Origin of the sequence: Limnobacter sp. CACIAM 66H1 (assembly GCF_001601825.1) — a bacterium.
Classification (GTDB): Bacteria; Pseudomonadota; Gammaproteobacteria; order Burkholderiales; family Burkholderiaceae_B; genus Limnobacter.
The window spans coordinates 1-21835 of the sequence record NZ_LUJK01000053.1 but is presented as its reverse complement, the minus strand read 5'-3'; the positions used below and the strand labels follow the sequence as shown (position 1 = coordinate 21835).

Annotated in this window: 15 protein-coding genes; 6 read left to right on the top strand and 9 right to left on the bottom strand. The window is 52.0% G+C overall.

Annotated features, from left to right (window positions below; all coding sequences use genetic code 11):
* Positions 1–723 (top strand): iron ABC transporter permease (locus tag A0129_RS13295; RefSeq protein WP_291715699.1); only part of this gene is annotated, 723 nt, incomplete at its 5' end.
* Between the two features lie 33 nt (positions 724–756).
* Here A0129_RS13295 and acnA read toward each other — a convergent pair.
* From acnA to A0129_RS13280, 3 genes are all read right to left on the bottom strand, one after another.
* Complete coding sequence (acnA, locus tag A0129_RS13290; RefSeq protein ID WP_291715697.1) at positions 757–3480, bottom strand: aconitate hydratase AcnA; 2724 nt, start codon at positions 3478–3480, stop codon at positions 757–759.
* A gap of 81 nt (positions 3481–3561) precedes the next feature.
* On the bottom strand, positions 3562–4803 hold the full coding sequence (locus tag A0129_RS13285; RefSeq protein ID WP_291715695.1) for a DUF2863 family protein: 1242 nt from the start codon (positions 4801–4803) through the stop codon (positions 3562–3564).
* A 46-nt stretch (positions 4804–4849) separates the two neighbouring features.
* Positions 4850–5779 (bottom strand): sterol desaturase family protein, encoded by a 930-nt coding sequence (locus A0129_RS13280; protein WP_291715693.1) that lies wholly within the window; start codon positions 5777–5779, stop codon positions 4850–4852.
* A gap of 227 nt (positions 5780–6006) precedes the next feature.
* Between A0129_RS13280 and A0129_RS13275 the strand changes: the two genes are divergently transcribed.
* Complete coding sequence (locus A0129_RS13275) at positions 6007–6411, top strand: hypothetical protein (RefSeq protein ID WP_291715691.1); 405 nt, start codon at positions 6007–6009, stop codon at positions 6409–6411.
* Entirely contained in the window at positions 6408–6815 is a 408-nt protein-coding gene (locus tag A0129_RS13270) for a hypothetical protein (RefSeq protein WP_291715689.1), read from the top strand. The genes A0129_RS13275 and A0129_RS13270 overlap by 4 nt, the downstream gene beginning before the upstream one ends.
* Before the next feature lie 296 nt (positions 6816–7111).
* Here the strand turns inward: A0129_RS13270 and A0129_RS13265 are convergent, their stop codons facing one another.
* Positions 7112–8083: an alpha/beta fold hydrolase gene (locus tag A0129_RS13265; RefSeq protein WP_291715687.1), complete on the bottom strand. Its 972-nt coding sequence runs from the start codon at positions 8081–8083 to the stop codon at positions 7112–7114.
* A 90-nt stretch (positions 8084–8173) separates the two neighbouring features.
* Here A0129_RS13265 and A0129_RS13260 point away from each other — a divergent pair, with 90 nt between their 5' ends.
* Together A0129_RS13260 and acnB are read left to right on the top strand one after the other, a co-directional pair.
* The gene (locus A0129_RS13260) at positions 8174–9178 is read left to right on the top strand and encodes an AraC family transcriptional regulator (RefSeq protein ID WP_291715685.1); all 1005 of its coding nucleotides are present in this window, start codon (positions 8174–8176) and stop codon (positions 9176–9178) included.
* A gap of 183 nt (positions 9179–9361) precedes the next feature.
* Positions 9362–11944, top strand: coding sequence for a bifunctional aconitate hydratase 2/2-methylisocitrate dehydratase (gene acnB, locus A0129_RS13255; protein WP_291715683.1), 2583 nt, complete (start codon positions 9362–9364; stop codon positions 11942–11944).
* 81 nt (positions 11945–12025) lie between these two features.
* On the opposite strand, the gene A0129_RS13250 is transcribed toward acnB, so the two are convergent.
* Complete coding sequence (locus A0129_RS13250) at positions 12026–12448, bottom strand: hypothetical protein (protein WP_291715681.1); 423 nt, start codon at positions 12446–12448, stop codon at positions 12026–12028.
* Between the two features lie 134 nt (positions 12449–12582).
* Here A0129_RS13250 and A0129_RS13245 point away from each other — a divergent pair, with 134 nt between their 5' ends.
* Positions 12583–14088: an amidase gene (locus tag A0129_RS13245; RefSeq protein WP_291715679.1), complete on the top strand. Its 1506-nt coding sequence runs from the start codon at positions 12583–12585 to the stop codon at positions 14086–14088.
* On the opposite strand, the gene A0129_RS13240 is transcribed toward A0129_RS13245, so the two are convergent.
* The 4 genes from A0129_RS13240 to prpC all read right to left on the bottom strand — a co-directional run.
* Positions 14085–16664 carry a phosphoenolpyruvate carboxylase gene (locus A0129_RS13240; protein WP_291715677.1) on the bottom strand — a complete coding sequence of 860 codons (2580 nt, stop codon included), beginning with the start codon at positions 16662–16664 and terminating at the stop codon, positions 14085–14087. The two genes, A0129_RS13245 and A0129_RS13240, sit on opposite strands and share 4 nt — an antisense overlap.
* 370 nt (positions 16665–17034) lie before the next feature.
* Positions 17035–18222: a 2-methylaconitate cis-trans isomerase PrpF gene (gene prpF / locus A0129_RS13235; RefSeq protein ID WP_291715675.1), complete on the bottom strand. Its 1188-nt coding sequence runs from the start codon at positions 18220–18222 to the stop codon at positions 17035–17037.
* Entirely contained in the window at positions 18219–20837 is a 2619-nt protein-coding gene (gene acnD, locus A0129_RS13230) for a Fe/S-dependent 2-methylisocitrate dehydratase AcnD (RefSeq protein WP_291715673.1), read from the bottom strand. The genes prpF and acnD overlap by 4 nt, the downstream gene beginning before the upstream one ends.
* A gap of 2 nt (positions 20838–20839) precedes the next feature.
* Positions 20840–21835, bottom strand: a 996-nt coding sequence (gene prpC / locus A0129_RS13225) for a 2-methylcitrate synthase (RefSeq protein ID WP_291715671.1), incomplete at its 5' end; no start/stop codon positions are given.

The following is a 21835-nucleotide window of genomic DNA, read 5'->3' as shown; positions in this document are numbered from 1 at the left end:
GTGCTGCCGGTGCTGATTCTATTGGCGCTGGTGGTTGATGTAGATACTTCGATCAATTGGGCGCGCAGTTTTCAGTGGGCTTACCACTCAGCCCTCTTGGGGGGCATGGCAGCCCTGGTTGCGGTGGTTCTGGCGGTGTTTTTGGCCTATGTAAAACGACAGGCGCATGTGTGGTGGGTTACCGCAATTTACCGTTTGATTTCTTTGGGCTATGGAGTGCCGGGTGCAATTCTGGCCATCGCAATTTTGTTGCCACTGGCCACAGTTGATCGTTTCACTTACGACATGGGCTGGCAGGTGCCGGCGTTAACCGGCAGTGTGCTGGCTTTGGTGTATGCCTACAACGTTCGCTTCACTTCAGCAGCTTTGCAGTCCGTAGATTCGGGTTTGCAGCAAATTACACGACACATTGACGAATCGGCCCGAATTTTGGGTCGCACACCTCGCCAAGTCCTTTGGCATGTGCATTTGCCGGTACTGCGAGGGTCTGTGGCCACCGGCATGTTGTTGGTGATCGTGGATGTGATCAAGGAATTGCCAGCCACTCTGGTGTTGAGGCCTTTCGATTTTGACACCCTGGCAGTTGTTTCTTATCAGTTTGCCTCAGACGAACGATTGACTGAGGCGGCAGTGCCAGCGCTGATGATTGTCATGATTGCGCTGGTGCCGATTTTGTTGCTGATTCGTCAGGGCGCGAGGCAGGCAAGAAGCGGCAAGCAATAACGCCTGCAGCGAGCAAGCCACGCCATGCGCAAATCACGCCCCTAACAACTCCCGCAATACAAACGGCAGAATACCCCGGTGCTTGTAATATTCCACCTCGATCGGTGTATCGATGCGACTGAGCACTTTTACATCCTGCATTTCTCCGTTGGCCCGCGTAATTCTCAGCACCAGTTCAGCCTGTGGTGCAGTGTCTTCGGCCAAACCTATGACATCGAAGGTTTCTGTGCCGTCCAGCCTCAGGCTTTGAATTGAATCGTTACCCAAAAACTGCAATGGCAACACGCCCATGCCCACCAGGTTACTGCGGTGAATGCGTTCATAACTTCGGGCAACCACCACCTTCACACCCAGCAGTTGTGTCCCTTTTGCCGCCCAGTCACGGGAAGATCCAGTTCCATATTCTTCGCCAGCCAATACGATGGTGGGGGTGCCTTGTGCGATGTATTCCATGGCGGCGTCGTACACCGTGGTTTGTTGTCCATCTTTGAGAGTAAAGCCACCTTCAATCCGATTTCCATTGGCATCGGGTGGAATCATCAGGTTTTTAACTCGCACATTGGCAAACGTCCCGCGAATCATCACATCATGGTTGCCACGCCTTGAGCCATAACTGTTGAAGTCTTTTTGGATCACGCCGTGTTCCAGCAAGTATTTTCCTGCAGGGGTGCCTAGTTTGAACGAGCCTGCTGGCGAAATGTGGTCGGTGGTAACCGAGTCACCAAGAATCAGCAACGGTTTTGCGCCGCGTATCGTTTCGACCTGGGTGGGGAGCATGGCGAAATCATCGAAGAAGGGCGGTTTGGCAATGTAGGTGGACTGCGGCCATGGATACACTTGGCCCTCTGGTGCGGGCACGTTGTTCCAAAGGTCGTGCCCTTCGGTGAAGTTGCTATACAGGCGAACAAAGGTAGGTGCGTCCAGCGCGGTGGGCAGTAACTCATTGACTTCGTCATTACTCGGCCAAATATCCCGCAGGTAAACCGGTTTGCCATCGCTGCCGGTGCCAATCGGCTCAGAGGTCATGTCCATGTTGGCTTTGCCGCTGAGCGCGTAGGCAACCACAAGGGGAGGTGAAGCCAGAAAGTTGGCTTTTAAATTCGGGTGAATACGTGCTTCAAAATTACGGTTACCCGACAACACCGCGCAACCGATTACATCGTTTTTCAAAATCGTGTCGTTGATCTCGGGTAGCAAATCACCTGCATTGCCGATACAGGTTGTGCACCCGTATGCAGCTACATTGAATCCAAGTTTGTCCAGGTAGGGTTGCAGACCTGTTTTTTCCAGGTAATCACTGACCACCCGCGAGCCCGGGCCGAGTGAGGTTTTAATGTGAGGCTGCACCTTCAAACCCTTCTCAACAGCCTTCTTGGCCAATAAACCTGCCGCCAGCATCACACCAGGATTGGAGGTGTTGGTGCAGCTGGTAATTGCAGCCAACAATACGTCGCCATGCCCAATCGTGAGCTTATCCAGCCCAGTGGGGTAGCGTGTGCTCAGCGCAGCTTGGTCTTTGCCAAAACCGTTTGCAGTCATCGGTTCGGAAAACAGGGTGTTGAATTGCTGCTTCATGTTCCTCAGCAATACGCGATCCTGTGGTCGTTTTGGCCCAGCCAAGGAGGGCTCAACCGAGTCCAGATCGAGCGTGACCACTTCAGAATAGTCAATTGCACCAGGTGCTGGCATTCCTAGCAAGCCTTGTGCCTCAAAGTACGCCTCAAATCGATCGGCTTCGGCCGCGGTACGGCCAGTTTTGCGCATGAATTCAACTGTTTTTGAATCGGGGGGGAAGAAACCCATGGTGGCACCATATTCAGGCGCCATATTGGCCAGTGTGGCGCGGTCGGTCACTGACAAACTTGCTGCACCGGGTCCGTAGAATTCAACGAACTTGCCTACCACTTTTTTCTTGCGAAGCAACTCGGTAATGGCCAATACCAAATCAGTGGCAGTGATGCCTTCGCGCAGCGCGTTGGTGAGTTCAACCCCCACCACATCGGGTGTCAAAAAGTACACAGGCTGCCCCAGCATCCCAGCCTCGGCTTCAATGCCGCCCACGCCCCAGCCTACAACACCCACGCCGTTGATCATGGTGGTGTGGCTGTCAGTGCCCACCAGTGTATCGGGGTAATAGACCGTGTTGTCGTTCTCTTCGCCCGCTTTCACGGCACTGCGGATGCCACGGAACAGGTATTCCAGATTCACCTGGTGAACAATGCCGATGCCGGGTGGCACGACCTTGAATGTGTCAAAGGCCTGCATGCCCCATTTCATGAACTGGTAGCGCTCGCTATTTCGCTCGAATTCAATTTCCATATTCTTGCGCAGTGAATCGGCCGTGCCAAAGTGGTCAATCATCACCGAATGATCAACCACCAAATCCACAGGTACAAGCGGCTCAATTTTCTTGGGATTTTTGCCCATGTCGCTGGCTACATTCCGCATGGCAGCCAGGTCTGCCAGCAACGGAACGCCGGTAAAGTCTTGAAGTACTACGCGCGCCACGATAAAAGGAATTTCATCAGTTCGTCTGGCTTGAGGTTGCCAATTGGCCAACTGTTGAATATGTTCTTCTGAAACTTTTTTTCCATCGCAATTGCGCAACACCGATTCAAGCACAATGCGAATCGAGACTGGCAATCGGTGCAGGTTGGGGAATCCCGATTCAGCCAGTTTGGGCAGGCTGTAAAACTGGCCTTTCTGGCCAGTTTTAGTCGTGAAAGTGCTGAGTGTTGAATGCTTCAGGGTTGACATACCTGTTTCTCCCTTACGTGTGGAGTGCCGAAGAGAAGGTCGGCACCGTATTACAAAATCAAGCGGTGTGTTGGGTACCGTTCAATGCAAATGCATGCTGTTTGGCAATTCAGAGTCTTCAGGCAGTTCGGCATGGAGCAACTCACCTTCAGGGTTGGGGTACAAAGGCGATCCACAATCTTCACAGTACTCCAGGGGGAAGCGCTCTTCCAGTACTTTTATTTGCCGAATTCCGACTTCTTTCAAAAGAGCTTCAATCTTTGAGCGAATAACCGGGTTGTCGGGTTCGCTTTCAATGTCTTTTTCGTAAACAGGGTCTGGCTCATTGCCATATTCTTCGCCGATCAATGGCCACACCACACCATGCACAATATCGCTGTTTCCTTCGACGGAAAAACCGATTCGGTATTCTTCGATTTCTCCCCGATCTACAAATGCGCCTACGCTGGCATGAATTTTTTGAGTGGGAACATCGAGGGCACTTTCGAGAAAGGCGGCGGACGCTCGCACTGAGTAGGCGCGCGCCTCTTTTTCAGCCTCGCGGCACGCATTGTAAAGCCCGTTGGGCAACATCAATTCCAGCAAACAGCCGGGCATGATTTTTTGCAGGGCCTGGCCACCAGTAATTCGCCAATTGGCCAGTACTTCCTCTTTGCTCAGAAGTGTACCGTTGCTGTGCGCTTCAACCTGCCATTTGAATGCAGGCTGCCCCGCCGGTACTGATATCGCACCAATCAAGTAACGCACGTCACTCAAAAAGCTTTGTGTTGCGGGCAGGTTCTCTGTGTCGATGCGAACCTTGACCCGGTCGATCGCAGCTTGTCCCAATTGGCGAGCCAGTTCTGCTGCTGCGGTGTAACTCTCGGGCAGTTGGTCCGGGCTGAACAGCATGTTGGTGAGCACCAGGTGGGCATGATCGGACAGCACATTTTTTTGAAGCAGATTGGTGAATTCAGCGACTGTCGCTTCTTCTATTTTTCCTGAAGGTATGTTGTAGGTGGACCAAGCCAGTACGGGCGCAGCCAACAACAGAATGTCTTCTTCTTGACCCAGCTCGGGACTTTCGACGGTGTTTTCAATGGCAAAGGCCAACTCGTCATAGGCGCGGTAGTTGGTGCTGTAAAGGTGATCAAGGGTTTGCATCAGCGTGGTGTCGCTGCGTCCCTCCAGCATGGGGGCCAGAGCTGCAAACAACTTCTTTTTCCAAAACCGACGCTCAAGCCGGCTGCCAGCATCCGCCAGCAAAATTGCCAGGTTGGCCAAGGGCTTTGCGTACTTGGACAGTTTGGATCGAGAGGCGGTGTTGAGTGGTTTTCTGCGCATGGGTGGTCCTTCTTAGGTTCCACCCATTGTAGTACGAGAAGATTGCTTAAATTGTTTTGTTGCGCAGGTTGGACTGATCACTCAGGCCTGGGCGGACCCACTCGGGTGGGGCCCAAATGTGTTTGACGCGCTGCCAAATGGGTCCAGGCTTGAGTGCGTCAGAAAACATGTCGCGCCACTCATGGGTATTCAGCGTCCAGATGTTGTTGGTTTTGGGTTGACGAACGATGCCGTAGTCCACTGGTGCAACTTCGGGTTCAAAGGTACCAAAGATTCGATCCCAGATGATTAATACGCCGCCGTAGTTTTTGTCGATGTATTCAGCGTTGCGACCATGGTGGACGCGATGATGGCTGGGTGTGTTGAAAATATATTCAAACCATTTTGGAAATTTGTTCACGGCTTGGGTGTGCACAAAATATTGGTAGCCCAGGTTGATACCGTAGGCCAGCAGCACTGCCCACACAGGAAAGCCAATGATCAACATGGGTGCCCAAAAAATTTGATGCAGGTTCACCGCGTAGAACAGGCTTTGCCGCATCGCTGTGGTGGTTGTCATATTTTCTCCACTGTGGTGCACAACATGCGCACACCAGAACCATCGAACCCGATGGCTACCGCGGTGAAACCAGTAATAACAGAACTCGATGCCGAACAGCAAGGCAGCAAAACTCAGCGGAGTGACTTCAATGGTCGCAATGCGGAAGGAATAGATCCATTCCATAAATGCAGACACAAATAGCGCAAACCACACCAGCTCCATAGCCTGGTAGGTGCCGCCGAGCAACATATTGGTGACCACTTCGTTTTTCTTGAAGAAAAATGATTTGCCCACCTTTTTCAGGTACAGGTATTCGACCAGCGTGGCGCCGAGAAAAACCGGGGTGAGCAGGGTAAGGAACACCTGCTTCCAATCCGGGTTGGGACCAAATAACAAATTGAAAGTGGGCATCGCCTGGTCGATCAACTGTTCCATGGGTGAGTCTCCGCGTGTTGGTTTTTTGACAACTCGAATTTTGCGCGGTTTTGGGCAAGAAATATTGCGAGATCAAGCCTTTTTTTTGTGAAATTGCGCCAAGAGATATTTGAATGATTCTGTTTTAAAATTTGAACTCCATCATGTTGGGTAGTGACCAGATCCGATAATTGATAAGAGTGCTGATTTAGAAAAAACTTGTGCCCACTTTGAAAGCTGGAGCATGTGTGAATTATTTGAACGACTGGTATAGGCTAAATCAGCAGGAAAAAAACTATTTGTTGATGAATCCTTGGCACTTGTTGGCTATAAAAGAGTCAGCAAACAAAGCACTAAACGAGGCGCGATCGAAATTCGGCGCTGGCAGTTTACACAACGGTGCAGGTGATGCGTTACGTCACTGTTACTGGAGTGCCTTGCTTGCTCGAGATATCGGGCCGGATGCTGCTCTTGCATTTACTATGGCACACGAAGAAAAACCCGGACTACCTAAAACGGAGATTGAAATGGATTTGTTCAATAACCGAGTTGGAATCGAAATCGGTCGACAATCCACGCGTGAGAGTGACTTTATCGTTGCTTCAAAGTGCTTAAATGCCCTAACGAACAAGAGATTGAAGGTGCTCAAATGAAAAGTATCGTTCTGGGACTGCTGGCCTTATTGATTTCGGCATGCAACGGATCGCGTACAGAGCAACTTTTACTCAATCAAATTCAGGCGTTGGTGCGATCCGCTCAGGAAACCGACAAGGTGCTGAAACTCAACCAAATAAATGGGCTTGAATGGGACGAACTGTTGCTGATCAGGCCCTACACGTCCTTCAATAGTCTCGATGAAGAATTGTCTTCCAATAAAGTATTGCTTGCGACCGAGATTGATGCGCGTGATGACATCACAGTAATGTTGTTTAAACACGCGGGTGCGGTGGTTGGCGTGGTGGAGTTCCCCAGGGCTGTATTTGATTTTTCACAGATCAACTCCCAAACCTACACACCGAATGACAGAATTTTGTTAACCAGTGAAAACGATAAATAGCGCGGTTTTTTTGATCGCCTTGAGTGGATTTCTTGATTTGATGGATTGTCCCCGGTGTTCGTATTGGTGCTCGTTCCTGCTCACTGTACGTTGTTGCAATTACCTAACCGATTCAGGCGGGCTTCCCGCTTGATGCGCAGCGAGGGGCGATTGCCTTAGCAATCGATGCGAAAACGCTTTTGCGTTTCGCTTGCCCCAAGCCAGCATTCAAGAAGGGAATCAAAGCCCGGCAAGGCTCGGTGATGCGACACGGGCAGTGAGCCATAACCTGGTAAGAGGCAACCATCGGCTACACTTTATTCAGCAATCATCTCACGCCACTTCACATAGTCCGCTGCAACCTGTTTGGGTTGTTCCATCATCGGGACATGTCCAACCTTGTCCATCAAAATGACATCGAAATCAGGCATCGCGGATTTCAATTCTGCTGCGCCATCCACATGCAATACCCTGTCTTCCTTGCCCCAAACAATCAGGCCAGGGCCTTTGTATGTTGAAGCTGGCAGCACTGTAGCCAGGTCAGAGGGCACAGTTTTAAAGTCCTTGTAAATGCGTTTGTGCAATGGCTGGTCAGCGGCAGCGCGTTCGGCCATGGCATCCACTACGAAGCCGGGTGCGAAAGCGGGGCGCTCATACATCACGACATCGACGATTTTCTCGAACTCTTGGCGATTGCTGGCAGTTAGAACAATCTCACCTGTTTTCTCGAATTTCTGAATCACCTCTGATTTTCTGGACTCCATCAAACCTGCGGGTGCCAAAAACCACACTGAAGCCACATTGTCGGGGTACTTTGCTGCATAGGCACCGCTGATCCAGCCACCCATGGAGTTGCCGCCAATGTGTGGTTTCTCTAGCCCTAGCTTTTCAATAATTTCATGTACCCGGTCAATTTGGGTATTGATGACATAGTCGGCATTCAAGTCGCGGGTGGAGGCGCCGAAGCCAGGCACATCAATTGAATAAACCGTGTAGTGATCGGTCAGGTAATAAGCCACTCGATTGAAATTGTCTTTTGAACCACCAAAACCGTGAATCAGAACAAGGGGTTCACCTTGACCACCCTGCAAATACGGGACCACAAAACCGTCAATTTGAAGCACCTTGCGTTCCAGTCCCGACACTGCCCGTTCCGCGGCAATTGCCAAGCCTGCCACACCTTGAATTTCTCCTTCGGGTGCTTGAACGTTGCAGGCACTTAGGCCAAAAAGTGCAGTGCTTGCGAAAAGAGTGGTTAGTCTCTTGATTGCTGTGGCGTGTTTTTTCATGTCGTGATGCTGAGTTGTTGAGGATGTTGTGCGGAATACGCGCTAGCATAGAACAGGTAAAACTCTTCTGACAATATTTATTGTCAAATAATGAACCAGCATTCCAATCTCGGACACATTTCTGCCAGCTACGTCAATCTGCTATTTGACTGGCTGATTGAAACACACCCTGACGTTGCGCAAACGAATCCATTTGCCCGGCCTGTGGCGGGCGAATTGAACCGCATTGGCGTTCCGCAGTGGCAGGCCATGCTGGAGTGGGCCTATCAAGCGCTTCAAGACCCTGCAATGCCTTTGAAAATTGCAGCCCATGTACGCCCAGCGAATATGGGTCTGCTGGGTTATGTGGCCAGTTGTTGCGCCAACCTGGGAGAGGCTTTTGCACGATTGCAGCAGTTTGAGAATTTGGTGTACAGCGTCAATGCACTGAATGTCGCGTTTCAGGGTGATGAGCTGGTTTTGCGTTGGGGCGCTGAACGTGGCCGTCCCGGGCACTGGGTGGACTCAGTTGCGATTGGCGTGTTGGTCGTATTTACCCAGCACCTGATTGCCTCACCGGTTTACCCACGCCGCGTGCAATTTATCAACCCTAAGCCGCTTAATGCTGAAGATTTCAATGCATTTTTTCAATGCGAGGTGGGTTTTGACGGAGATTGCACAGAGGTAGTTTGGCCAGCCAGTCTGCTTGAAACGCCTTTGAAAGCACCTGACCAGGTCATGCGCAGCATGCTCGATCAGCAGGCGCAGCTGTTGCTGAAACAGGTGAAGGCAGGCGATGAGGCAGTGCCGGGCTTGCAGAAAGCCCTTCAGGAGTCCATAACCGCTGGGTTGCCCACGCTAGAGGTCGTGGCCCGGCGGTTGTTGATGAGCACACGTACCCTGCAACGACGATTGAATGAACATGACCGTAGTTTCCGAGATGAACTGGAGCAGGTGCGGATTGAAATGGCCAAAAACTGCCTTCAGGCGGGCGAGCTCAGCTTGGCTGATATTGCCAATTTTCTGGCCTACAACGATCAAAGTGCGTTCACGCATGCCTTTAAACGAGTCACTGGGATCAGCCCTGCCAAATATCAGCGTGCAAAGCGACAATAGGCTCTAAAAGCAGGCCGAATCGACCTAACCCCCTTCAAAATCAAGGGAAAGTCCTATATCATATATAAGACTTGAGAGGCTTCGAAACCCCGCCACTTTTGCATCGCAACACTTGTGTGCGCGTGCGAACTGCCTCAAAATTACACAGTTTCTATTGACCCTCACCCAATCTAGGGAGATCTCATGCTTGAGTCCTATCGCCAACACGTTGCCGAGCGCGCAGCGTTGGGCATTCCTCCACTGCCTTTGTCTGCCCAGCAAACTGCTGACCTGGTTCAGTTGCTGAAAAACCCGCCCGCAGGCGAAGAAGAGTTTCTGCTGGACCTGATCACCAACCGAGTACCCGCCGGTGTGGATGATGCCGCCAAGGTGAAATCTGCCTTTTTGGCTGCGATTGTGAATGGTACTGACACTTGCAAATTAATTGACCGCAAGAAAGCTACTTTCCTGCTGGGTACCATGCTGGGTGGTTTCAACATCAAACCTCTGATCGACGCCTTGAACGATTCAGAAGTGGGCGAGATTGCCGCTGAAGCTTTGTCAAAAACCCTGTTAATGTTTGACTACTTCCACGACGTGAAAGACCTGGCCGACAAGGGCAGCGCCACCGCCAAGAAAGTGATGCAAAGCTGGGCAGACGCCGAGTGGTTCACCAGCCGCCCCGAAGTGCCACAAAGCATCAAATTGACTGTGTTCAAGGTCACGGGTGAAACCAACACCGACGATCTGTCGCCAGCACCCGATGCATGGAGCCGTCCCGACATTCCATTGCACGCCTTGGCCATGTTGAAAAACCCACGTCCCGGTATTGAAGCTGATGAGCCGGGCAAGGTTGGCCCCATCAAGCAGTTGCAAGCCCTGATCGCCAAAGGCAATCCGATCGCGTACGTGGGCGATGTGGTAGGTACAGGTTCATCACGCAAGTCCGCCACCAATAGCGTGTTGTGGTTTACTGGCGATGACATTCCTTTCATTCCCAACAAGCGTTTCGGTGGGTATTGCCTGGGCAACAAGATTGCCCCAATTTTCTTCAACACCATGGAAGACGCTGGTGCATTGCCAATCGAACTGGATGTCAGCCAAATGGACATGGGCGACGAGATCGAACTGCGTCCCTTCGAAGGCAAAGCTCTGAAAAACGGCGCGGTAATTGCTGAATTCAGCGTGAAAACCGATGTGCTGTTCGATGAAGTGCGCGCAGGTGGCCGTATTCCCCTGATTATTGGTCGTGGTCTGACTGACCGTGCGCGAGCTGCTTTGGGTCAAGGCCCAAGCCCAGTGTTCCGCCGTCCTTCTTCTCAGGCTGCCTCTACAAAGGGCTACAGTCTGGCCCAGAAAATGGTGGGCAAGGCCTGTGGCGTGGAAGGTGTTCGCCCTGGTACTTACTGCGAACCCAAGATGACCACAGTGGGTTCTCAGGACACCACCGGCCCAATGACTCGCGACGAATTGAAAGACCTGGCCTGTTTGGGCTTCTCTGCTGATTTGGTGATGCAGTCCTTCTGCCACACGGCGGCCTATCCCAAGCCAGTGGACGTGAAAATGCACCACGAACTGCCCGATTTCATTGAGAACCGTGGTGGTGTGGCGCTACGTCCAGGTGATGGTGTAATTCACAGCTGGTTGAACCGCTTGTTGATGCCCGACACTGTGGGCACTGGTGGCGATTCACATACCCGTTTCCCGATCGGCATCTCTTTCCCGGCCGGTTCTGGCTTGGTCGCGTTTGCTGCCGCCACAGGTGTCATGCCTTTGGACATGCCTGAATCCGTCTTGGTGCGTTTCAAGGGTGAAATGCAGCCTGGCGTTACCTTGCGTGATCTGGTCAACGCAATTCCTTTGTACGCAATCAAGGCAGGCCTGTTGACCGTCGAGAAGAAAGGCAAGAAGAACATTTTCTCGGGCCGTATTCTGGAAATTGAAGGTCTGCCACAACTGAAAGTTGAACAGGCATTCGAATTGTCAGACGCCTCTGCAGAACGCTCTGCTGCGGGTTGTACCGTGCATTTGGACAAAGAGCCCATCATTGAGTACATGAAGTCCAACATCACCTTGATGAAGTGGATGATTGCTCAAGGCTATCAGGACGCACGCACACTGACACGCCGCATCAAGGCTATGGAAGCCTGGATTGCAAACCCTGAGTTGCTGAAGGCCGACGCGGACGCTGAGTATGCCGCTGTGATCGAAATCGACCTGAAAGACATCAAGGAACCTATCCTTGCATGTCCGAACGATCCGGACGACGTGAAGTTCTTGAGCGAAGTCGCTGGCGACAAGATTGATGAGGTGTTTATCGGTTCTTGCATGACCAACATTGGTCACTTCCGCGCAGCCGGTAAGGTACTGGAAGGCAAGAGTGACATTCCAACCCGTTTGTGGATTGCTCCGCCCACGAAGATGGATCAGCACATTCTGACCGAAGAAGGCTACTACGGCATTCTGGGCCGCACGGGTGCTCGCATGGAATTGCCGGGCTGTTCTTTGTGTATGGGTAACCAGGCACAAATCCGCAAGGGTTCCACTGCCGTGTCCACTTCTACACGTAACTTCCCGAACCGTTTGGGCATTGACACCCGCGTGTATCTCAGCTCGGCCGAACTGGCCGCAGTGTGTGCGCTGATGGGCAAGATCCCAACTGTGGAAGAGTACATGGAACAGGTAAAAATGCTGGGCAATGTGTCTGGTGAAGTTTACCGTTACATGAACTTCGACCAGATTCAGGAGTTTGTGGACATTGCAAACAAGGCTGAGTTGGCTGCTTAATTTGGCGGCCCGAGCGGATAGCCCGGGGTTTCTCCCGGGCTGTTACGGCAAACGTAAAAAAGCCACCCTTGGGTGGCTTTTTTAAGTTTGTTCGATTTGCGCATCTCGATGGCGTGGGTTCTTTTTTGGTTTTCTGTTGGTCTGTAAAAGCAGTTCTTTCAACGTCGAGTGAATCACGTTGATTTCAGCAAGTTTGCCCAAGCGACAAATATCCCTCTGATTTGAAAACTTGACACGCATATCGCTGTGATCTTCTTCAAGAAACAGAATATTCGCAGTGCGAAAGGTTCTTTCCAGCTTGCTCAGCGCAGCTTCTTCAAATTCTTTCATGATGTTCATGTCGCAAATCACGAGCCTGGCACGTGAAAGTTCTGTGAAATCAAGATCGATACTGCGAAAGGAGTAGACACATTTCTCACCCAAGCCACTCAGAAAACGCTGGTAAGCCATTGTTTTTATAGGGTAGTCGCTAAATACCACACAAGCGATATACGGTGATTTCATGTCATGTAACCAAAGCAATTAAAGTTTCGGATGTCTTATTCTTCCTGTTTTCAATCAGGGTGGGTATTACCTGAGTGGGGTAAGATATTCACTTACATTCATAGCTACACCAGTTTTTCGGAGACACAATAAAAATGGCAGGTTTCAAAGAATATGACCAGTTCGACGCCCTTGGTCTTGCCGAGTTGATCAATAAACGTGAGGTGAGCGCAGCCGAACTGCTCGAGGAGAGCATCGCTCGCACAGAGAAGGTCAACCCACGCATTAATGCGGTGATTCGACCCATGTACGACATTGCTCGTGCGCGTGCCAAAGAAACTGTCGAGGGACCCTTTGCAGGAGTTCCATTTTTATTAAAGGATTTGATTGCCAGCTATGCCGGTGTCGAGATGAGCTGCGGCAGTCGATTCTACAAAGGCTTCGTACCCTCTGAAGATTCGGAATATGTAAAACGTTTCAAGCGGGCCGGGCTGAATATTTTTGGAAAAACGGCCACGCCGGAATTCGGCATTACACCTTCGACTGAACCTGAACTGACAGGTCCATGCCGTAACCCTTGGGATCCACTGCGCAGCCCTGGTGGTTCCAGTGGCGGTGCTTCAGCAGCCGTTGCAGCGGGTATCGTGCCCATGGCCAGCGCAAGTGATGGGGGTGGTTCAATTCGAGTCCCGGCATCCTGCACCGGCCTGTTTGGCTTGAAGCCCACTCGCGGGCGCGTGCCCTCCGGTCCTGATCAAGCAGATGGCTGGTTCGGGTTCATCGCAGAGCATGTGGTATCTCGCACCGTGCGTGATTCTGCACACATGCTTGATTGCTTGCAAGGCAATTATCCCGGTCAACTACTGCGTATCGCACCGCCCGCAAAAACATATGCAGCTGCCATTGAAGCAAAACCCAAAAAACTGAAAATTGCCTATTCACTTGATCCAGCCTTGGGCGAAACTCTGCATGCTGATTGTCAGCAAGGAGTGCTTGAAACAGTCAAGTTGCTTGAAAGCCTTGGCCATGTGTGTGAGGAAGTTCGCCTGCCTATCAACAAGGAGGACTTTATATACGCCTACACTGTATTGGTGTGTTCAGAAATGGCAGCAACCTTGAAAGAAGGCGAACGTGTATTAGGACGAAAGGGCAAGGCAGCTGATTTTGAGGCGCGGACATGGGCATTGATGAAATTGGGTCGTAGCTTTAATGGTGGTGACGTCGCCAATGCAGTGTGGACCATGGCGCAGTTTTCCCGCCAATGGATGACTTTTTTTGAGCCCTACGATGCTTTATTGACAAGTACTCTGGGTGAATTACCCATCGCCGTCGGGGGGCTTCGTCCAACCTCGCAAGAGATGGTCGAATTGAAAGCACTCAGCTATCTGCCAATTGGTTTTATTGCCAAGCAAAAGGACTTTGTATTAAAAGCGGGTCGGCGTGTATATCAGTACTGTTCCCAAACCATGCCGGCCAATGTCACGGGTCAACCGTCAATGAGTGTGCCCTTGCACTGGAATGCGCAAGGCATTCCAGTGGGCATGATGTTCACGGGACGTTTTGGTGAGGAAAACGTGTTGTTGAACCTGGCGGCGCAGTTGGAGCAATCCAAGCCATGGGCAGGCAAACGTCCGCCCATTCATGCGGGAACTGCTGTTTAACCAAATCGGTTGGAACTGGCGATCGCCTGCATCGACATGACAATCGGTTCGAGCAGCTTGTCCCGAATCTCAGGGCCCGCCTGTTGGTGGGCTTTGAGCAAACCAATTTGCATGGCATGTGCCGCTTGCGTCAATGGTTTTTTTACTGCAAGTATTTCTGCATCGACGGGATTGTGATCCATCAGATTGTTCGATTGTTTGATGTTCAGAATCATCTCTTTGGTCAGTTCGTATTCATTCTTGATTTTCTCGAATACACCCTGCGATTGAGCCGGCGCCAATTTTGCGTACCCCTGTGCAATTGTCATGTCGGCTTTTTCCATGGCGGTGGCGGTTCGGTCAATCAAGGTTTTGAAGAATGGCCATTCTTTGTACATTGTTTGCAGTTGCGTGGTTCGTTCTAGTGCCGTGGTGGTGCCAGTCGGTTGTTCGATAAATTGTTTGATTGCACTGCCCGTGCCGAAGTATGCAGGCATGGCGCTGCCAGATTGATACCAAGAGCCCACCCAAGGGATTGCGCGCAGCTTATCGAGGTTCAGTTGACCCCCTGCGTCGCTTGCTCGTGAAGCAGGGCGGCTGCCAGCGTTGGATTTACCCACGAATTCAATGGGGGTGCTGCTCTGAAAAAAACGAGGAAGTTCGGGGTCGGAGTACAGGTTGGCGTAGCTTTCGCGAGCATGTTGGGCAAGTTTTTCCATCGTGCTGGTGTATTTGACAAGTCCCTGATCAGTGCCTTTTGACATGGTTTCCAATGTTGAACCTACCATGTCTGCCAGGTTGGATTTGGACATTGTTTCGGTACCGAATTTCGCCGGTACCTCTTCACCTTGCTCGGTTTGACGCATTCCGGTCACTAGGCTGGCACCGTTGCTTGATCTGATTTCCTGTGCATACGAGTCGCCTGAGCCCCTGGCCTTGGTTCCGCCCCGACCATGAAATACATGCAAATTTATCTTGTTTTGATTCGCGACCTCCTGCATTTTGGCCGTGCCCTCATATACAGCCCAGCTAGAGGCGAGTGGTCCATCCAAGCGATTGCTGTCTGAATATCCAACCATGATTTGTTGTTGATTGCCACTGGATTTCAGAGCCTGTCGATACCACGGGTGATTCAGCATGCTGTTCAAAATGTCAGGGCCGTTGTGCAGGTCTCTCACTGTCTCTATCAGCGGCACAACGTTCATCTTGATTCCGTGTTCGTCGGCCAGGTCAGCATATTTCAGTAGCAGCATGACCTCTAGCATGTCACTCATGGTTTCTGTGTTGGCCGTAATGCAGTTTTTCAGTGCCTGTGGTCCGTAGGTGTCATGAATGGTTTTATAGCTTTTGATCAATCCGATTTCCCGTTCAAATTCAGGATTATTGCCCTGGCCGTCAATCGGGACATCACTGAGCACGAGTGCGCTGTTGCCTAGTAACAGGCTGGTCAGCAATGTTTGTTTTTCAACTTCTCCCAAGCTCTCGTAATTGCTGGGGCCGCCAGATCTTCTCAACAATTCGCCGACTGTTTTTTCATTCATTGCGCTGTTTTGTCGAATGTCAGTGTTGGCCCCATGAAAGCCAATGCTGTCCGCATCCAGTTTCAGCAAATCAAGCTTTCCTTGAAGGATTGCTTTTTCCTGAGTGTTCAAATTGTCGATATCCAAGGATTCAAGATCACTTACCAGTTCATTCGCATTCAGATACAAATCGCCCTGAATTGGCAGTGCGGTTTCGCCCACCAAATGTGCTCGGGTGCGTGCCAGCTTTTGGCGAATTAAGGTGAGGGATTCCGAGTGTCCGGATTTACAAAGCAGATTGCAAAGGCTACCGGCTTGGGTGTTTTTCTCCTGGCCTATTTTCTTTTCAAAGTATTCAAAAGCTGCAGCGCTCAGGGTTCTGACCACGTCTTTGAGCACCTTTGCATCAATGTTCGGATTTCCATCCCGATCGCCGCCCACCCAATTCCCGGCTTCAACCAAGGGTTTTGACAGTTTCAATTGATCGGGTAAAACTGAAAGTTGTTGGTTGATGTATTTGTGAATGGTTCGGCCCGAACTGTGCAGATGACGGATGTTGGAAGAGAATTGCCTGGCCTCGTCCTGAACCGTGGGTTTCAGGTTTCGAACGCCTTGGGTTTCCCAGAGTTCTTGACAGACTTTTGCGTTTCCATGGGGACTTGCAATGTCGTCCAGTTGGGAGAGCACAATGGCGCTCGCTTCGGGTTTATTGAAATTGGTCGGGTGCGCAGTAAACACTGGCGAAATTTTTGTGTTTGAGAGTGTTTGAACAATGGATTCCCCCTGGTTCGAGGAGTGATCAATCAGGGATTTCAAACCTTGAACGAGCCATTGATCGATCGGTGCATTTTCCGCTTTGATTTGTCGCTCTGCTGCGCTCAATATCATCAGTTGACTGTTCAGGTACTTCAACGCCCCGACGATAGCCTCAGGATCATTCTTATGCGTCTGAACAAACTCCGCCATCTGTGCGTGAAGTTGATCAAAATCTGGCTCTTCAGTTTCAATCTGTTCAGTCAATTCCTGGGTTTGCTCAAATTTGACAGGTGGCAGGCTTTTCTGAAGCTGAAGTTTCAAGTTTGTATGGGTGTTTTTTCGGATGTCCTTGAGCTTGCAGGCCAGCGGACTCACTATCTGCGAAGATACCGAGCCTGAGTTGCTTCTTCGCAATGCATTCTTTCCTGCAGACATCAGGACTTGAGGGCCAGCGTGACTTAAAACTGCGCGAAACATGGTGAAGACTCCATTGAATTTTTCGGAGTCATGAGAATAATCAGCGTGAGGTAATGTAATCAGGAAGAGGGGTATGGGGACGTGAGCAATTGCTCACTCTTTGGCTTGTTGCTACAGTTTTCGGAATGGTGAAACTGCACTTCAGTTCTCGGTATTGCACCGAAACAAACTGAAGTGCATGTAGTGGCAAGCTTTATCAGCTTGGTTCCATCGTTTAAAACGTATCGTTAGGTATGCGAACCCAACCTTCCATCAATACGCGCGCACTGCGGCTCATAATGGCTTTTTTGACGGCCCATTGACCATTTTCAAGCACCGCTTGGGCCCCGACGCGCAAGGTGCCGCTTGGGTGTCCAAAGCGAACGGCTTCTCGTGCGGTTCCACCCGCTGCCAAATTCACCAGGGTTCCAGGTACGGCAGCTGCTGTGCCAATGGCCACTGCGGCTGTACCCATCATGGCATGGTGCAGTTTGCCCATACTCATGGCGCGCACCAGCAAATCAATGCCTGCCGATTCAACCACCTTGCCGCTTGAGCTGGTGTAGGTTTTTGGCGGTGCAACAAACGCCACTTTGGGTGTGTGCTGTCGTTTGGCTGCTTCATCAATGTGTTTGATCAAGCCCATTTTCACGGCACCGTGGGCGCGGATGGTTTCGAACATCGCCAATGCCTTGGGGTCACTGTTGATGTCGTCTTGCAGCTCGCAGCCGGTGTAGCCAATGCTGTCCGCATTGACGAAAATGGTGGGTATGCCGGCATTGATCAGCGTGGCTTTCAGTGTGCCGATGCCGGGAACTTCCAGGTCGTCAATCAGGTTGCCAGTGGGGAACATAGAGCCTGAAGCACCGTCTTCGCCTTCATCGGCCGGGTCCAAGAACTCCAGCTGAACTTCAGCCGCGGGGAAAGTAACCCCATCCAATTCAAATTCGCCGGTTTCTTGAACAAGCCCGTTGGTCATTGGCACATGCGCAATAATGGTTTTGCCAATATTGGCTTGCCAAATGCGTACCACACAAGTGCCGTTTTGCGGCACGCGTGCAGGATCAACCAAGCCACTGGCCACTGCGAATGAACCCACCGCAGAAGACAAATTGCCGCAGTTGCCACTCCAGTCCACAAAGGCCTTGTCGATTGAAACCTGTCCAAACAGGTAATCTACATCGTGATCAGCCTTGCTGCTTTTGCTCAAAATCACGGTTTTGCTGGTGCTTGATGTAGCACCACCCATGCCGTCGATTTGCTTGCCATAAGGGTCAGGACTTCCGATTACACGCAACAAAAGTTTGTCGCGGGCTTCGCCCGGCTTTTGGCATGCGTCAGGCAAATCCTGCAACCTGAAAAACACACCCTTGCTGGTACCGCCACGCATGTAGGTGGCGGGAACCTTCAGTTGTTGGCTCATGCTGCCTTTCCTTCCAGGAAGTCCTGTGCAAAACGTTGCAGCACGCCACCGGCTTCATAGATTGAAACCTCTTCAGCGGTGTCCAGGCGGCAGGTCACGGGGAATTCCACACGCTCGCCATTCTTGCGGGTCATCACCACAGTCAGAGTTGCGCGCGGGCTGCGCTCACCCACCACTTCAAACACCTCGGTGCCGTCGATGTTGTAGGTTTTACGCGTATCGCCTGACTTGAATTCCAGGGGCAGGGTGCCCATGCCAATCAGGTTGGTGCGGTGAATACGCTCGAAGCCTTCGGCAATAATTGCTTCAACACCTGCCAGGCGCACACCCTTGGCGGCCCAGTCGCGTGAAGAACCCTGGCCATAGTCAGCACCCGCAATGATGATCAGCGGCTGGCCACGGTCCATGTAGGTTTCAATCGCTTCCCACATACGTGTTACCTTGCCTTCCGGTTCAATGCGGGCCAGTGAGCCTTTTTTCACGTTGCCGTTTTCATCCCGCACCATTTCATTCAGCAGGGTGGGGTTGGCGAATGTGGCGCGCTGTGCTGTCAAGTGGTCGCCGCGGTGGGTGGCATAGCTGTTGAAGTCCTCTTCCGGCAGTCCCATCTTGTGCAGGTACTCACCGGCTGCGCTATTCATCAGAATGGCGTTCGATGGGCTCAGGTGGTCGGTGGTGATGTTGTCACCCAGCACCGCCAGCGGGCGCATGTTTTTCAACGTGCGTGGCCGCGCAGCCAATGCACCTTGTCCTTCGGTGTCCCAGTAAGGTGGGCGACGAATGTAGGTGCTCTGTGGCCGCCAGTCGTACAGCGGGCTTTTCGCTTCTTCAATCGCACCCAAATCAAACATGGGAATATAAATTTCGCGGAACTGGGAGGGTTTGACGAATTCATTCACGATTGCATCGATTTCTTCATCGCTCGGCCACAGGTCTTTCAGGCGAATTTCCTTGCCGTTCACAACACCCAGCACATCCCGTTCAATGTCAAAGCGAATGGTGCCCGCAATGGCATAGGCCACCACCAGCGGGGGCGAGGCCAGGAATGCCTGCTTGGCATAGGGGTGAATTCGTCCATCGAAGTTGCGGTTGCCGCTCAATACTGCGGTGGCGTACAAATCGCGGTCGATGATTTCCTGTTGAATTTTCGGGTCCAATGCACCACTCATGCCGTTGCAGGTGGTACAGGCAAACGCCACAATACCAAAGCCGAGCTTTTCCAGTTCAGGCAGCAGGCCTGAATCTTTCAAATACAACTCGGCCACTTTGGAACCTGGGGCGAAAGAAGATTTCACCCAAGGTTTGCGCACCAAACCCAACTGATTGGCTTTGCGGGCGAGCAGGGCAGCTGCAACCACGTTGCGTGGGTTGCTGGTGTTGGTGCAGCTGGTAATGGCGGCGATAATCACTGCGCCATCGGGCATCAAACCCTTGGCTTCCTCTTCACGTGCTTTGTCCAGGTTAACTGCAATGCCTTTGGCAGCCAAATCGGTGGTGGCCACGCGGGCGTGCGGGTTCGATGGGCCAGCCATGCTTCGCACCACTTTACTCAAATCAAATTTCAGCACGCGTTCATATTCCGCACCCACCATTTTGCTCGCCCAAAGGCCGGTGTGTTTGGCATATTGCTCCACCAGCTTTACCTGCTCATCTTCGCGGCCAGTCAGCTTGAGGTAGTCAATGGTTTGCTCATCAATGTAGAACATTGCGGCGGTGGCGCCGTATTCCGGAGTCATGTTGGAAATCGTGGCTCGGTCGCCAATGCTGAGACTGTTGGCGCCTTCACCGAAAAATTCGATGTAGGCCCCCACCACCCGTTCCTTGCGCAAAAATGCGGTCAGCTCCAGTACGATGTCGGTGGCCGTAATACCGGGCTGGCGCTTGCCAGTCAGTTCCACGCCCACGATGTCGGGCAGGCGCATCATCGAGGCGCGGCCCAGCATCACGGTCTCTGCTTCCAGTCCACCCACGCCAATCGAGATTACGCCCAGCGCATCCACATGGGGTGTGTGGCTGTCAGTGCCTACACAGGTGTCAGGAAAGGCTACGCCATCGCGAACCTGTACTACCGGCGACATTTTTTCCAGATTGATCTGGTGCATGATGCCATTGCCGGCTGGAATCACGTCCACATTCTTGAATGCGGTTTTGGTCCAGTTAATGAAATGGAAGCGGTCTTCATTTCGGCGCTCTTCAATGTCGCGGTTCTTCTGGAAGGCGTCGGGGTCAAAACCTCCACATTCCACAGCCAGTGAATGGTCCACAATCAATTGAGTGGGTACCACTGGGTTTACCTTGGAAGGGTCACCTCCCTGGTCTGCAATTGCATTGCGCAGGCCAGCCAAGTCCACCAGTGCGGTTTGGCCCAGAATGTCGTGGCACACCACGCGGGCTGGGTACCAGGGAAAATCCAGGTCGCGCTTTCGGTATACCAGTTGCTTGAGGCTGTCGGTCAAAGCCGATGGTTCACAGCGGCGCACCAACTGCTCAGCCAGCACTTTGCTGGTGTAGGGCAGCTTATCCCATGCGCCGGCTTCAATTGCATCCACAGCCGCTTGGGCGTCGAAGAAATCAAGCTTCGTACCCGGAAGGTTTTTACGGAATTGAGTGTTCATGCTTATTTGCGATCCTTGATGGGTACAAATTTCTGGTCTTCAGGGCCGGTGTAGTTGGCGCTTGGGCGAATGATCTTGCCGTCGATGCGCTGTTCAATCACGTGGGCGCTCCAGCCGGATGTACGGGCAATCACGAACAGGGGCGTGAACATGGCGGTGGGCACGCCCATCATGTGGTAGCTCACGGCGCTGAACCAGTCCAGGTTCGGGAACATTTTCTTGATTTCCCACATGACGCTTTCCAGGCGTTCGGCGATGTTGTACATCTTCATATTGTTCTGTTCTTTGGACAGGTCTTCCGCCACTTTCTTGATCACCACGTTGCGAGGGTCGCTGACGGTGTACACGGGGTGGCCGAAACCGATCACCACTTCCTTGCGTTCAACGCGGGCGCGAATATCGGCCTCTGCTTCATCCGGGTTGTCGTATCGCTTTTGAATTTCGAACGCCACCTCATTGGCACCGCCATGCTTGGGGCCGCGCAAGGCACCAATGCCACCGCAAATGGCGGAGTACATGTCGGAACCGGTACCAGCCACAACGCGGCTGGTGAAAGTGGACGCATTGAATTCATGCTCTGCATACAGAATCAAGGAGGTGTGCATGGCGCGAACCCAGCTGTCGCGGGGCTTTTCACCATGCAGCAGGTGCAGGAAGTGGCCGCCAATCGAGTCATCATCGGTTTCCACTTCAATGCGCTTGCCATTGTGGCTGTAGTGGTACCAATACAGCAGCATGCCGCCAAGGCTGGCCATCAGCTTGTCTGCAATGTCGCGTGCACCGGGGTGGTTGTGGTCGTCCTTTTCAGGCTGAAGGCAGCCCAACACGGAAACACCAGTGCGCATCACATCCATTGGGTGGGCTGAAGGGGGCAGAGCTTCCAGCGCTTGCTTCACGCCCGCAGGAATGCCGCGCAAGGCTTTCAGTTTCAGTTTGTAGCCAGCCAGCTCAGCCACAGTAGGTAGCTTGCCGTGCACCAGCAAATAGGCGATTTCCTC

Excerpts from the sequence above, each read along its gene's own strand:
- acnA (WP_291715697.1), bottom strand. The coding sequence starts at position 3,480 with ATGTCAACCCTGAAGCATTCAACACTCAGCACTTTCACGACTAAAACT.
- A0129_RS13285 (WP_291715695.1), bottom strand. The coding sequence starts at position 4,803 with ATGCGCAGAAAACCACTCAACACCGCCTCTCGATCCAAACTGTCCAAG.
- A0129_RS13280 (WP_291715693.1), bottom strand. The coding sequence starts at position 5,779 with ATGGAACAGTTGATCGACCAGGCGATGCCCACTTTCAATTTGTTATTT.
- A0129_RS13270 (WP_291715689.1), top strand. The coding sequence starts at position 6,408 with ATGAAAAGTATCGTTCTGGGACTGCTGGCCTTATTGATTTCGGCATGC.
- A0129_RS13265 (WP_291715687.1), bottom strand. The coding sequence starts at position 8,083 with ATGAAAAAACACGCCACAGCAATCAAGAGACTAACCACTCTTTTCGCA.
- A0129_RS13260 (WP_291715685.1), top strand. The coding sequence starts at position 8,174 with ATGAACCAGCATTCCAATCTCGGACACATTTCTGCCAGCTACGTCAAT.
- acnB (WP_291715683.1), top strand. The coding sequence starts at position 9,362 with ATGCTTGAGTCCTATCGCCAACACGTTGCCGAGCGCGCAGCGTTGGGC.
- A0129_RS13250 (WP_291715681.1), bottom strand. The coding sequence starts at position 12,448 with ATGAAATCACCGTATATCGCTTGTGTGGTATTTAGCGACTACCCTATA.
- A0129_RS13245 (WP_291715679.1), top strand. The coding sequence starts at position 12,583 with ATGGCAGGTTTCAAAGAATATGACCAGTTCGACGCCCTTGGTCTTGCC.
- prpF (WP_291715675.1), bottom strand. The coding sequence starts at position 18,222 with ATGAGCCAACAACTGAAGGTTCCCGCCACCTACATGCGTGGCGGTACC.
- acnD (WP_291715673.1), bottom strand. The coding sequence starts at position 20,837 with ATGAACACTCAATTCCGTAAAAACCTTCCGGGTACGAAGCTTGATTTC.